10 protein-coding genes are annotated in these 13729 nt (G+C 48.4%); 3 read left to right on the plus strand and 7 right to left on the minus strand.

The features are described 5' to 3' along the window. Positions 1–53 precede the first annotated feature (53 nt). The 4 genes from AC4IE7_RS19100 to AC4IE7_RS19115 all read right to left on the minus strand — a co-directional run bounded on the left by AC4IE7_RS19100 (position 54) and on the right by AC4IE7_RS19115 (position 4829). The gene (locus AC4IE7_RS19100) at positions 54–746 is read right to left on the minus strand and encodes an exonuclease domain-containing protein (protein WP_490778466.1); all 693 of its coding nucleotides are present in this window, start codon (positions 744–746) and stop codon (positions 54–56) included. Positions 747–748: 2 nt separating this feature from the next. Next, positions 749–2617, minus strand: a complete 1869-nt coding sequence (locus AC4IE7_RS19105) for a putative nucleotidyltransferase substrate binding domain-containing protein (RefSeq protein WP_490778467.1) — start codon at positions 2615–2617, stop codon at positions 749–751. 156 nt (positions 2618–2773) lie between these two features. Continuing rightward, positions 2774–4558: a sodium:solute symporter family protein gene (locus AC4IE7_RS19110; RefSeq protein WP_490778468.1), complete on the minus strand. Its 1785-nt coding sequence runs from the start codon at positions 4556–4558 to the stop codon at positions 2774–2776. A 16-nt stretch (positions 4559–4574) separates the two neighbouring features. Next, complete coding sequence (locus tag AC4IE7_RS19115; RefSeq protein ID WP_068995522.1) at positions 4575–4829, minus strand: DUF4212 domain-containing protein; 255 nt, start codon at positions 4827–4829, stop codon at positions 4575–4577. A gap of 513 nt (positions 4830–5342) precedes the next feature. On the opposite strand from AC4IE7_RS19115, the gene AC4IE7_RS19120 reads away from it, so the two are divergent. Both AC4IE7_RS19120 and AC4IE7_RS19125 read left to right on the plus strand, forming a co-directional pair. Next, entirely contained in the window at positions 5343–5804 is a 462-nt protein-coding gene (locus AC4IE7_RS19120) for a tellurite resistance TerB family protein (RefSeq protein ID WP_490778469.1), read from the plus strand. Between the two features lie 111 nt (positions 5805–5915). Next, a complete protein-coding gene (locus AC4IE7_RS19125) occupies positions 5916–7310 on the plus strand; it encodes a response regulator (protein ID WP_490778470.1) in 1395 nt (464 codons plus the stop codon). 10 nt (positions 7311–7320) lie between these two features. Here AC4IE7_RS19125 and AC4IE7_RS19130 read toward each other — a convergent pair whose 3' ends face one another. The 3 genes from AC4IE7_RS19130 to AC4IE7_RS19140 form a co-directional block, all read right to left on the minus strand. Further along, the gene (locus AC4IE7_RS19130; RefSeq protein WP_490778471.1) at positions 7321–8658 is read right to left on the minus strand and encodes a sigma-54-dependent transcriptional regulator; all 1338 of its coding nucleotides are present in this window, start codon (positions 8656–8658) and stop codon (positions 7321–7323) included. 28 nt (positions 8659–8686) lie between these two features. Then, positions 8687–11635 (minus strand): ATP-binding protein, encoded by a 2949-nt coding sequence (locus AC4IE7_RS19135; protein WP_490778472.1) that lies wholly within the window; start codon positions 11633–11635, stop codon positions 8687–8689. 296 nt (positions 11636–11931) lie between these two features. Then, a complete protein-coding gene (locus tag AC4IE7_RS19140; RefSeq protein WP_490778473.1) occupies positions 11932–12888 on the minus strand; it encodes a chemotaxis protein in 957 nt (318 codons plus the stop codon). A gap of 446 nt (positions 12889–13334) precedes the next feature. Here AC4IE7_RS19140 and AC4IE7_RS19145 point away from each other — a divergent pair, with 446 nt between their 5' ends. After that, positions 13335–13718 carry a DUF6394 family protein gene (locus AC4IE7_RS19145; RefSeq protein WP_490778474.1) on the plus strand — a complete coding sequence of 128 codons (384 nt, stop codon included), beginning with the start codon at positions 13335–13337 and terminating at the stop codon, positions 13716–13718. The last annotated feature ends 11 nt before the right edge of the window (positions 13719–13729 follow it).

The raw sequence follows: 13729 nt of genomic DNA on the forward strand, positions 1-13729 counted from the left end.
ATGTCTTATTATTGAAGGCATTGCTTTATATCAACCCATTATTCTATTCTCAGTCACTGCGTTATAAAACTGTCCAGTTGACATTGACTGGGATTAGGAAACATATCTGCTGCCATGGCAAGAAACAGTTCTGCAGTAGCGACAGCATCACTCAATGCATTGTGTGCCTTGTAGTTAGGTAGATTGTATTGCGGCCTCAGATTAAAAAGTCGAAGATTACCTGGCTGGATAGTGTGATTTCGTCGTTCAAAGAGACGCCGTGCTAATACAAGGGTATCTATAATCGGGATCACAAATGGGGCGCCGTAGATATTGCGACAGGCCGCATCGATAAAATTTTGCTCAATCGAGGCATAGTGAACCAGCATCACCTTGCCAGCCAGTTGGTTCAGCAAAATTGGCATAGCCTCTTCCAGTGGTATTCCCGTAGCCGCCTGATCATCGGTTATCTGATGTATGACGGCAGACTCTTCGGGGATCTCATCGTCTATGGAGATCAGTTGATGCTGTGAGCTGTTGAGTTTCACGGTCATATGTTGTATTTCAACAAACCCATAGCTGAGTATCTTATCCTTTTTAGGATTTAGTCCGGTGGTTTCCAGATCCAGCGAAACGATCACCAACTCTTCACATACTGTATTCTTATTTACCATGGGTGTTGAGAGATAGTCGTGCAAAATGCCGCTCTCAACCTTTCTCAAGGCACGTTTGCGTTGTGACTCTTTGCTAAGAAATCGTTCAAACATGGTTATCTGAATCGACCGCCTTGATAGCGGGTATCTAAAGTTTCCTGCATGTCCTGTATGACACGGAATGCATCTTTAAGGTGTTTCCGCTCCAATTCCGATAGGTCATCTGGAGAGACATAGTTATCCATCTTAACACCAAGGCGTATCTGTCTTGCCTGGTGGTTGCTACGCATACTGGCAATAAATTCCAGAGCATCAATAAGGTTTTCACCCATATCTTCGCTGAGGATCGATGTCTCAGCCGCAGCTCTCAGCCGATTTGTGGTGTTGACCTGTTTCAGTCCTTTGGACAGGGCAAAAACCCGGGCGATATCAGTGATGGGTACTATGCCCCTGTGTTTAATGTCAAAGGTGTCGTCATGTGCGCCACCGTGGATCAGTACAAAAGTGCGGAAGAAACCAAGTGGTGGGCGATGCTGTAGCGCATTAGAAGCCATATAGGCTGTGAAGATACCGTTGCCACGGGTTTTGTCCAGAATCTCAGATTGTAACTCTTCAAACAGCTCCTTATCACCATGAACCGCCCTGAGATCGAAAAAGATACTTGATAACATCAGGGCCATTGGATCTGGTTTGTTGATCCATGTATTGAAGTACTTTTTCCAGCCTCGTAGTGTTTGACGCCATTTTGGATTCATCGCCATTGCATCTCCAGGGCAATAGACGTATCCACAAGCATTCAAGCCATCACATACCCACTTTGCCAATGACTCGAAGTAGGGGGCGTGCTCAGGTTTCATCTCATCAGAAATCAGCAGTGCATTATCCTGGTCAGAGTGAGAAGTCTGTTCTCGACGCGCCTGGGATCCACCACATAACCATACATAGGGCACCGGAGCTGGTCCGAGATTGGCCTCAGCCATCTCTATCAGTTGTATGGTGATTGAGTCAGTCAGCGAGGAGATGGCGTCGCCAATATGCAGCGCAGTTGCACTGGATATTGCAAGCTGATACTGAAGTTCAGGTAAGCGCTTACTGATGTTAACCAGGTCATCCAGTGTTTCAGCCTTGCGAATGTCGGCAGCAAAAAAGGCTGAGTTGGTCGATTGGTGTCTGGCCAGATCTGTTGCAGTAACCATACCTACAACCTTGTCGCCCCGCATCACAGGAAGATGGTGGACCCTCAATTTGGTCATAATCATCAACGCCTGGATGATCAGAGTCTCCTCCTGGACAGTTTCCAGATCGCTGGTCATGATACTGCTGACTGGGGCATCTGGTGAAAGTCCTGCCGCGACGCAGCGTTTGCGCAGATCGCGGTCTGTGATCATGCCAACCAGTTTCTCATCCTTCATCAGCATCATCGAAGAGATATTCTTTTCACTCATCACCATTGCTGTCTCACGAATGGTGCTGTCGACGTCTGCTGTGACAGGAGACTTGGTCAGTAGATCGGCAATCTCACCGGTCAGAACCTCCATTGTGTTATTGGCGCTGTTATCCTTCAGCATGCTGACAGCTTGCTTCAGACGATCCCGCATTGATTCACTGAAGTGTTGGTCAAAGGAGGGTTCGGACTGTCGGAGTGTCCATAAATTGCTGCAAGACATTGCGTAGAGCAGGGTATCCTCAGTGGCGATACCTTGTTTGGCCCGACTGATATCTAGTAATTGGCATTGGGTGGTATAGATTCCGCCCTCTGCCAGCTTTTCAACCAGGTTATCGTCATCGTCGCGCAACTCAATAGCGCCACTGCGGACAATGTAGAGTTCACTCTTGGTTGCTCCCACAGGAGGAAATGCACTACCTCGACGCAGGTAACGAATTTCAAGTTGTTTTGGAAGTAGATCGAGCTGCGCCTCAGTGAGTACGTCGAATGGTGGGCGTGCAGCCAGAAAGTCACGTATCTCGACCAGTTCGATTTCCATGCCTTTGACTCTATGTGATTATGAATATGGTTCAAAGAACATCAACGTATTGGGATAATAATATAACCTATTCTTAAGCCAATACGTTGAAATTCTTTCATAAGGCAAAAAGGCCCCGCCGAAGCGGGGCCACAATGCAGACTTGCTTTATTATTATTAATGATCGGTAGCAGTACCTGCACCCTTAGGTACACGAATATCCTCTACCAGATGCTGAATGTGATCTGGTGGTGGAGCCGTAACCTTGGATACGATAATGGCAACTGCAAAGTTGACCAGCGCACCCACTGCACCAAAGGCGTTTGGTGAAATGCCGAGGAACCAGCTGGGACCCATGTCACCCAGGAATGAAGTGCCTGGTATGAACATGATGCCTTTGTGCTGGAATACATACAGCATGGTGACACCGATACCTGAGATCATGCCCCAGATTGCACCGGCACGGTTCATCTTCTTATAGAAGATGCCCATCATCAGCGCAGGGAAGATGGAGCTCGCGGCCAGACCAAAGGCGATAGCCACAGTACCCGCTGCGAAATCTGGTGGATGAAGACCGAAGTAACCCGCCATACCGATGGCACCTGCCATTGCTATACGTCCAGCCATCAGCTCATTCTTCTCTGAGATATCGGGCATGAATACGCCCTTCAGGAGATCATGTGAGATGGATGATGCGATAGCAAGCAACAGGCCAGCAGCTGTAGAGAGCGCCGCTGCAAGTCCACCGGCAACTACCAGTGCGATTACCCAGTTAGGTAACTTAGCGATTTCCGGATTGGCCAGAACCATGATGTCACGGTCAACCTTGGTCATCTCGTTGCCTTTCCAACCCCAGGCTTCAGCCTTGGCAGAAAACTCAGCGTTTTTGTCGTTGTAGTACTGGATGCGGCCGTCACCGTTCTTGTCTTCCCACTGCAGCAGACCGGTTTTTTCCCAGTTCAGCATCCATTGAGGGACATTCGCGATTTCAATATTGCCTTCGACAGATCCTACTTCACCAGTCTGAATGGTATTCATCAGGTTCAGACGAGCCATGGAACCAACTGCAGGTGCAGTGGTGTAGAGGATGGCAATGAAGACTAGTGCCCAACCGGCAGAAGAACGTGCGTCTTTTACCTTAGGTACAGTGAAGAAACGGATGATAACGTGAGGTAGACCTGCAGTACCGATCATCAGGGATAGGGTGTAGACAAACATGTTGAGTTTGCTGCCCATGACCTGAGTCGTGTACTCCTTAAAGCCCAGCTCGGTTACAACCTGATCGAGTCTGTCCAGCATGAACGTACCTGAGCCATCCGCCATAGCGCTGCCTATGCCCAACTGAGGAATAGGGTTACCGGTGATATTCAGGGAGACGAATACAGCAGGTACGGTATAGGCGAAGATCAATACACAGTACTGAGCGATCTGGGTATAGGTGATACCTTTCATGCCGCCCATAACTGCATAGATGAAGACGATACCCATGCCCATGTAGAGGCCGGTGTCGTAATCAGTCTCAAGGAAGCGGGAGAAAGCTACACCGATACCTTTCATCTGACCGATAACGTAGGTTACCGATGCCAGAATCAGACAGATAACCGCCACGATTCGGGCAGTACGAGAGTAGTAGCGATCACCGATGAATTCAGGCACGGTGAACTTACCGAACTTACGCAGGTATGGCGCCAGCAGCAGTGCCAGAAGCACATAACCACCGGTCCAGCCCATAAGAAAGACGGAAGCACCGTAACCGTTGAATGCGATCAGACCAGCCATTGAGATGAATGACGCGGCGGACATCCAGTCTGCGGCGGTGGCCATACCGTTTGCAACGGGATGGATGCCTCGGCCGGCAGCATAGAACTCGCCGGTTGTTGCGGCACGTGCCCAGAAGGCGATGCCGATGTAGAGGGTAAATGTAAAACCCACCACAATATAAGTTAATGTTTGCAGATCCATGGATCAGTTACCCCCGTTAATCCTCATGGACATCGAATTCGACATCCAGAGCGTTCATACGTTTTGTATATACATAGATCAGCACCAGAAAGGTATAGATAGAGCCGTTCTGCGCAAACCAGAAACCCAACCCTACACCACCGATTTTGATGGTATTGAGAGGCTCAACCAAAATGATGCCGAAAAGAAACGAGCAGGCAAACCAAATCACCAATAGAATGGATACCAGGCGAATATTGGCCTTCCAATACTGTTCAGCAGTTTTGTTCATGTCATGATCACTCCGCCGTAATTTATTCAAGTATTTATCATTTAAAGCATCTGGCTCCCTGGTCGACATCCTGTCAGAGCCTTCCTGCGCTCTTATATTTCCATTCGAGCAGGTTTTTCGGGGCAGACACCCACTTGTGTGTTACCGCAGAAAAAACGGGTTACACATCGCACTATTTTGTGGCGCAATGGTCTATAAAGTCAAATAAAACAATAAGTTAAGATGTGACCCTTTATGTTGCATGGCAGCATGAGTGTTACCGGACGTAACATTGTAGGGGCTAGGCGTTACCGATTGAATCGTGTTACGTTTCTATTGGTAAGAAATATTTTTTTTAGATGAATTCAGTTTCCAAGGATTCTTTAGCTCTCTTCCCTTGATAATGGATGACGGAATAGGCTTAGCAGAAAAAAGGTTACCTAATTGGCGGATCGCTTAGTTTCTTGTCTATAGGGTAATGATGCGTGACGGTTGGCCGCTTTTTGCCAACCTATTTAATTCAGGCTGAAATGCATGCTAAAAAGCATACTCGACTATTTTAATACCCACTTGGTTCCAGTCTCTGGTGGTAATGAAGGGGATCTTGAGACCCAGACCCGCTTAGCTGTAGCTGTGCTGCTGATAGAGATTGCGGAGTCCGATTTCGAGAAGGCAGCAGAGGAAAAAGCAGCCATACTGGAAGCCATTGAACAACAGTTTCAGCTTGATCCCAGTGAATCAAAGAGATTGATGCAACTCGCTGAACAGGAGCATGCCCAATCCACTGACTACTTTCAATTCACATCATTGATCAATAAAAGCTATTCTCAGGAGAAAAAAGTCAAGATTATCGAGGCTTTATGGCAAGTTGCTTATGCCGATCAACATCTACACCACTATGAAGAGCATGTCATAAGGCGACTGGCTGATCTGATCTATGTCTCACACAGTGATTTTCTGGCTGCAAAGCACCGGGTAATGGCTGAACGTGGTTGAAGTAATATTGGCGGATTGGTGACTCCCTTTCCTATTGTCTCCGATAGTTCATGGTATATTCCTCTTAGTGTTAACAGGCCCTAATATAACTACCCTGAAGATGTTTATACTATGTCTAACCCGAGTAAATCTGGTGGCCGTAAAGGTACTTCCTCCAATAAAGGTCGTTTGCTGATCGTAGATGACGAAACCCGTCATGCTGAGAGTCTTGCAACAATGGTGGAGAGTTGGGGGTATGATGTTGAAACTGCTTCTGATGGTGCCAAAGCTGCAGGTTTACTGGTCACTCGTAACTTCGATTTAATCCTGCTTGATCTGCATATGCCTGTAGCCGACGGTTTTCAGGTTATGGATTTTGTTCGCAAGCGCCAGCTGTCAACCCGCATAATCACTATTTCAGGTGATCCCTCTCTTGATGATGCTATTCAATCCCTTAAAAAAGGGGCAGATCACTTTATCCGTAAACCGGTTACACCTGTGGATCTGTTGCAGGCAATCGATGAGAGTTTACGCAAGCAGGTCAAGGACGAGCAACTCGACCGGGTGAAGAAAAAGGCTGAGATTCAGTCCAGTCTTCATCGCATGATGTTCAACGTCGCTCCGAATATTCAATTTTTACTCGATACCAAAGGTAAATTTCGGATGGTGAATGGTGTTTTCACCAAGGTCACTGGCTACACCAAACAGGAGATTCTAGGTAAGCACTGGAGCGCCCTGGTGGAGGCCGATGAGGTAAAGCGTATGCACCATGTTTTCGAGGAGCGTCGCAGTAGTCCTGAGCGGTTCCCTGAGGTTGAGATGAGGTTACGCTGTAGCGAAAGTACAGAGGGTCAATCCGAGATGAAATCAAAAAGCATCCTGGTGGCCATGCAATCAAAAAGACTCTACTCCCGCAGTGGTGATAAAAGAGTCTTTTTTGGTACCTATGGTGTGGCTCGGGATATTACTCAATACAACAAACTTGAGGAGCTGAACAAGTATCAGGAGTTTCATGACAGCCTCACCGGCCTGCCAAACAGAGTGCTGTTCGATGACTACCTCAATTTCGCATTTACTCAGGCAAAGCAGGAGAGTGGCCTTTTAAGTTTGCTGAATATTGTGATTGTGGATCTCAAGCAGGTGAATGAATCATACGGTCATGGGGTAGGGGATACATATCTTCAGGCACTTGCGAGCAGGCTTAAGCAGCTGGTTCGTAAGGGTGATATCATCGCGCGGGTCGATGGCAGTGAGTTTGTTGTGCTGCTACCCTACATCAAACAGGATAAATCGGTAATCCACATCTCAGAGAAGATTCGGGTTGGCCTCAGCAAGCCTGTTGTGATCAATGGTCAAACTCTATCGCCTCAATTGAGTATTGGCACTTCAATCTATCCAAATGATGCAGAGAGTACCGAGGATCTCCTCCGTTTTGCTCAAACCAATCATGGTTTCAATACGCAGTCGAAACAGCGTCATCTCCTGCATAATTCGAACTGGATCAAGTTGATTAAATCCCAGTCCTGATAACCAGGGACTAACTCTTTTTCCCTTTCTTCTCTCGTGGTATCCCGAACCGCTGACGTCTTTCCCATAGGGCTTTTCGACTGATGCCCAGCTTTTTTGCCAGTTCGGTTTCAGTCATGTGTTCCTGATTATCCAACACGAAGTGACGAAAATAATCTTCCAGTGAGAGATTGTCACTACTATCCCCAATCCTGTTCTGTCCGGTACTGATATGGTGATCAATGGCCAGTAGTTCTGGTGTGATGTGCTCCTCTTCACAGAGAATGACGGCTCTTTCAATGGTATTGGCCAGCTCTCGTACATTGCCGGGCCAGTGGTAACGGCGAATCGCCTCAAGTGCACTGCGACTCAGAGAGAGGGAGGGGCGATTGAGCTGATTGCAGGACTTACTCAGCAGGTACATCGCAAGGGCCTTGATGTCGTTTCCCCTCTCTCGAAGTGGTGGCAGGGCCATTTCAACCACTCTCAAGCGAAAATATAGATCGCTACGAAAACTCTGCTGTTGTACCAGTTTGCGGACGTCCTGGTGGGTTGCTGCAATGATACGGATATCTGAGTGGCTTCGGTCACTCTCTTGTTGAGTTGAATAATCATCCCCTTGTAACACCCGCAACAGGCGTGCCTGTGCCGCCAGTGACAACTCTCCGACCTGATCCATGAATAGGGTGCCACCTTGAGCCTTCCCCAACAGGCCAACCCGTTCGCTCTTCCGCTCATCTTGTTGACCGAAGAGCTCAGCTTCAACCTGATGTTCGGGAAGTGCAGCACAATTGAATACGACAAAAGGGGATTGGCATCGATGGCTTCTTTCGTGCAGGGCTCTGGCAACCAACTCCTTGCCTGTGCCTGATTCGCCAAGGATGAGTACTGTGGCATCGGTTGGCGCTACTTTATCGATGCGCCGGAATACATCGACCATTGCCGGGCACTCTCCTATCATGCCCCGTACAGGGTAGCTCTTTTCAACTTCAGATTTGAGCACTTCCTGCTGCCGAAGTTGACGGTCCTGTTGAATGACGCGCTCCACCACCATCAGCATCTCATCGTGATCGAAGGGTTTGGCGATATAGTCTATAGCGCCCAGTTTCATAGCATCGACAGCAGAGCGGATACTGGCATAGCTGGTCATGATCAAAACCGGTGTAGGGGCTGCGATGTCGATTATTGTGGTGCCAGGATCCCCAGGAAGGCGAACGTCGCTGATGATCAGGTCGAAGTTTTTCAGGGGTAGCTGCTTCGCTTCTTCAACTGATCCTGCCTCGCTGACATTATAATCATTGCGCTCCAACAACCGTTTTACTGCACGTCGGATAACCGTTTCATCTTCAATGATCAATATATGCTTCATGGTGTGATCCAGGGCCAGTTGATGTTATTTATGCGTTTTCACTATGATAAATTTTCGGTAGATCCATCATCACCCGTGTTCCCTGATCTTTTTCGGAATCAATTGTGATGGCTCCTTTATGGTCGGAGATGATCTTATAGGCAATAGCCAAACCAAGGCCGGTTCCTTCCCCTGGTGGTTTGGTTGTGAAGAAGGGTTCAAAAAGATAGCCCAGGTTCTCTTCTGATATGCCTTCACCTTGATCAATGATCTCAATTCTGGCCAGATCTCCAATCTCACTGACCCTGATCATGACTTGATCTCCAGGTGATGAGGCATGACAGGCATTGGTCAGCACATTGACTAAAACTTGCGAGATTCCTTGGCGATCCCCTTCAATTGTCAACTCTGAAGTGCAGTCATTTTTAAAACGAATCTGGCGTCCATGATGGGTCAGTTTGACCAGGCGAATCGCCTCGTCCACCACCTCCTGGACTGAGAAAAGCTGAGTATTGGCACCAATGCCACCGCTACGGCTGAAGTTCATCAGGGTTTTAACAATGGCAGTAATCCGTTGGGTCTGATTGAGTATCTCCTCGATACTCTCCTTGATTATATTTGGATCATCTTCATGGCGAAGGTTCTGTGCTAATGAGGCGATACCGGTTACCGGGTTCCCGATCTCATGGGCTACGCCGGCAGCTAATCGACCAATCGAAGCGAGCCGCTCACTGTGAGCCAGTTCAGCCTCCAGTGTCTCCAGGTCGGTCAGATCCTCCATCAGCATGACTTGGCTTGTGCGAGCCTCTTCCACTGGGTGATCAACCGGCATCGGGGCAGGTATTGCTGCTTTATGCAGGTTGAACCAACGACTCTTGGTTTCGTGTGTAATTTCGAGATGATGAATATGCTCATCAGTGGCTTTCGCAAAGCCAGCTAGCAGATGTCCCCAGGGCTCAGGTAGGCGATGTAGTGAAACACCTATTGCATCTCGTGCATGGACTCCGGTCATCACCTCCATTGCCAGATTCCAGATAGTCACCATGCGCAGCCGATCTATCGTACAGACACCCAGGGGGAGATCGAGGAGAATCTGTCGATGATAGCGGCGCAGATTATCCAGATCTGCACTCAGGCCACGGAGACGAGAACGGGAGTGTTCCAGCTGATCTTCGATAAAGCGCATCGAATCAGCCAATGCGGTTTGGGTATGTATATCAAGCTGCAACCTTCGGTTGATGATCATATGGGCGAGCTGAGGCCCAAGCAGACCGGAAAGATTGCGCTCAATCCGTTCACGCAGTCGTCGTAACTGTGAAGGTCGTGTTTCTGAATGGGCAAGACTAAGATCTCTCAGAGCCTGCTCCACCTCTCTGTGTGCAGCTTCGTGCCCCAGCATTTGTGCCAGCTGCTTTGTGAACTGGGCAGTTGAACCGACACTGACCATGCCCCCCATGGGTACCAGAGATTCACTACAACAGGCACTGGCAGCCTCTTTTTCACCGATACTCTGAGTACTGATCAGTGAGCCAAATACAAACAGAAGTGTGTTCAGCGAAAGTGACCAGAAGGTGGCGAACTCCCATTGATCCATGCCCGATGCCAGCCTTAAACCCGGGATATCAAATTCTGTTCGGATAAAGCCTGAGTTTTCCAGTAGAGGAAGCAGTAGTGTTGCAGACCAGATGGCAATACCAGCGAGCAAACCTATGATGAATCCAAATCGTGTAGCACGACGCCAGTAGAGTAGTCCGACTACTCCAGGTAGAAATTGGGCTACAGCTACGAATGAAATCAGACCAAGTTGAACCAGGCTATCATGCTTTTCCAGTAGTATGTAAAAACCGTACCCGGCCATGATGATCAGTGCGATCAATAATCGCCGTCCCAACAACAGCCATCGATATAGATTAACCGCTGGATCGGGAAAGTTTGTAGGCAGCAGAATGTGGTTCAGGGTCATTGATGAGAGTGCCAGGGTGGTGATGATCATCATTGCACTGGCAGAAGAGACACCACCGATAAAAGCAAGCACAGGCAACCAGCTAGGGCCTCTCTCAAGACTGATGCCCAGGGCGAAGAAGTCAGGATGGATGGGTAGTTCAATAGCTACTCCAGCCCATAGTATGATCGGGATGGGCAGGTTGATCAGCAGCAGAAAAAGGGGAAATGCCCAGCTGGCTGTACGTAAGGCCTTGGGTTCCAGGTTTTCTGTGAACAGCATGTGGAATTGGCGAGGCAGAAGGAAGGCCGCTGCGAAGGCCAACAATATGAGTGTTGCCCAGGGACCCTCTCTTACTGGAGCATAGAGTTTCTCAAGTGCTTCAGGGTGCTCAGCCAGCCACTGTTCTAAACCACCGAAACCACCAAAAACGCCAAACAGTGCAGTCAAACCGATAACAAGCATTGCAACCAGCTTAACTATTGATTCAAAGGCGATCGCCAATACCAAGCCACGATGCTTCTCTCGACTGGTGCTGTGCCGGGCACCGAACAGAATAGCGAACACCACCAGTGTGGCACAGAAAATAAATGCAAGTATGCGCGGGGCGACTGTTTGGCTTGCGACTTGAAGAGAGTCGGTGACGGCTCTTATCTGTAATGCAATATAGGGTAAGGTGCCAAGCAGCATGAAGAGTGTGACCAGAATACCAGCGAGCTGACTTCGGTAGCGGAATGCAAATAGGTCTGCCAGTGAAGTGAGTTGGTACTCGCGAGTCAGTCTGAGTATCGGTTGAAACAGAATTGGCGTCAGCGCAAATGCCAGGGTAACGCCAAGATAGATGGTTAGAAACAGGTAACCCTGGGTTTGGGCAAAGCTAACGCTACCGTAATAAGTCCAGGAGGTCGCATAGACACCGAGCGAGAGGACATAGATGCTCGGATGTCGGATAAAACGTTCAGGAATCCGTCCACTGTCTGCAGCAAAGGCAATAAGAAACAGTATTGCCAGATAGAGAAAACTGATGCCAAAGAGTAGCCAGAGATCATGATTCATGGTGTCGATGATTCACCCAGGCGATGAATAGGATGACACCAAACCAAAGCAGATAGGGTAGGTACCAGTGGTGGCCAGGGGAGGTCCACCACACCATAACCGGTGTGGAGAAGAGCAACAGGATAAGAAGGACGAGGGCTAAAGTCCTGTCTATTTGTCGGTCAGGTGGTTGCGAATCTGGCATCTGAGAAGCGTAGCAGTTGTTACCTAAGGTAACAACCGTTGCATTCAAAGAGCTTGCGGATTTTTAAATGGATTGCAGAGAGACACCTCTTTAAAGGTGTCTCTCAGGTCAATTACTTTTTAACACTGGCGACCATTTCATGCAGTTTGGCCGACAGTTCTGTGGGTTCGAATTTGGGCACATAGGCATCTGCGCCTACGCCCTTACCCAGAGCCATATTGGCATCTGCAGAGAGTGACGAGTGCATGATGATTGGTATGTCACTGAAACGTGCATCATCTTTGATTTTCTTGGTCAATACATAGCCATCCATTTCTGGCATCTCTACATCGGTCAGAATAATCTGCACGAAATCGCTCGCTTTGTGGTCTGTCGCGTCAGCCCGATCAGCGATCTCCTTGAGTTTGCTCCAGGCTTCGGCACCATTGGAGGTGCTGATATATTTCATGCCCATATGGTCGAGGGTGCGAATAATCTGGTCTCGAGCCACGGCTGAATCGTCTGCAAAGAGTAGGGTAACATCGTTATCTTCGACCCGTGTGATGCCATCGAAAATATCTGAGCCCTGGCCAAAACCAGAGGTTTGGCTCAGTACCATCTCCACATCCATGATCATAACCAAGCGCTTGTCCTTCAGTTCAGTTACAGCAGTCACCAGTCCGCCGTGCTGTTGCGCCATCATCGGTGGGGGAACTTTGACGTCTTCCCAGGCAAGACGCTCGATAGTATCCACAGCATGTACAAGAAAACCTTGTACATTTTTGTTGTATTCGGTAACGATCAGAATGCTGGGCTTCTCCTCTGTCTGAACGCCACAGAAATCGGGAAGATTGATTACCGGAATCATATTGCCTCGTAGGCTCACCATCCCCTCAACAGAGGCAGGCATGTCCGGAGCATGGGTAATTTCAGGTACCAGCATGACCTCTCGAACTTTGAAAACGTTGACCCCATAGGTCTCTTCGCGGCCAGTTCTGACATCCTTTCCAAGGCTGAAAAGGAGAACCTCTAAGCGATTGGTGCCCGCCAAGCGAGTACGGTCATCTACAGATTTAATAAAATTGGACATTTTTTAGTTACCAAAATTAGTCGCATTACAGGACGGTGGGCGTTTCGACTGCATCGTAAGTAGTCGCCCCGACTGATGTTTGTAGCGGTCGATTTTATGAAATCTTTAGAAGATCGCAATTAGATTTTAGTGCTTTTTCCTTGCCTTGCGTGGTGTAGCAACGATCAATTGCTGAAGTCACGACTTCTACAAGTCAGTCAGATGTTTTTAGTTAAAAGCAGCAGATAAACCACTGGAAAAAGGCTATCTTTTACTCCAAGATTGATTAAGGGAAGCTCTGATTATGTCGTGGATCGACATCTTGCCGCCAAGATCTGTTCGGCCCAGACATAATCAGAGCTTCCTAAATATAGCCGCTCGGCAATATCCGGGCCTCGAAATGAACGATGGTTTTAGAGGCTCTTCAATGCTGTGATCCGGTTTTGAGACATTAGAGGAGAAAACGAGTGAATCCGGAAAAGGTCCTGTTTGGTTTTTTTATTGTGCTTGCCCTGACGCTCAATTTCGGTTTTTTTGTCGGCGAACTGGATAATCCTGATCACCACCACGTGTATGAACTGTTTGCGGTTATTGTGGTGAACCTGGTAGCTACAGTATTGAAATTTGGTGACCGCACCCAGATGGGGGCAGTGTTACTGGCGACCAGCCTGGTGGCACTATTACAGCTGTTTGCGGCAGCATTGGTTTGGACTGTGGCTGTGCATGTTACCGAGACCGGGCTGACCACAGTTACTATGGCCAGTATTGTTTCACTCTCTGGCGGGGCGATGCTAGCTAATGTTGTCTCAGTGATTCTGCTGATCATCGAAACGGTTATGTTGCGTCGCTGAAGCGACCAGAC

It is taken from the genome of Candidatus Thiodiazotropha sp. AKAK3 (assembly GCF_058244645.1).

Coding starts and splice junctions, on each gene's coding strand:
- AC4IE7_RS19120 (WP_490778469.1), top strand. CDS start 5,343: ATGCTAAAAAGCATACTCGACTATTTTAATACCCACTTGGTTCCAGTC.
- AC4IE7_RS19135 (WP_490778472.1), bottom strand. CDS start 11,635: ATGAATCATGATCTCTGGCTACTCTTTGGCATCAGTTTTCTCTATCTG.
- AC4IE7_RS19140 (WP_490778473.1), bottom strand. CDS start 12,888: ATGTCCAATTTTATTAAATCTGTAGATGACCGTACTCGCTTGGCGGGC.
- AC4IE7_RS19110 (WP_490778468.1), bottom strand. CDS start 4,558: ATGGATCTGCAAACATTAACTTATATTGTGGTGGGTTTTACATTTACC.
- AC4IE7_RS19115 (WP_068995522.1), bottom strand. CDS start 4,829: ATGAACAAAACTGCTGAACAGTATTGGAAGGCCAATATTCGCCTGGTA.
- AC4IE7_RS19125 (WP_490778470.1), top strand. CDS start 5,916: ATGTCTAACCCGAGTAAATCTGGTGGCCGTAAAGGTACTTCCTCCAAT.
- AC4IE7_RS19100 (WP_490778466.1), bottom strand. CDS start 746: ATGTTTGAACGATTTCTTAGCAAAGAGTCACAACGCAAACGTGCCTTG.
- AC4IE7_RS19105 (WP_490778467.1), bottom strand. CDS start 2,617: ATGGAAATCGAACTGGTCGAGATACGTGACTTTCTGGCTGCACGCCCA.
- AC4IE7_RS19130 (WP_490778471.1), bottom strand. CDS start 8,658: ATGAAGCATATATTGATCATTGAAGATGAAACGGTTATCCGACGTGCA.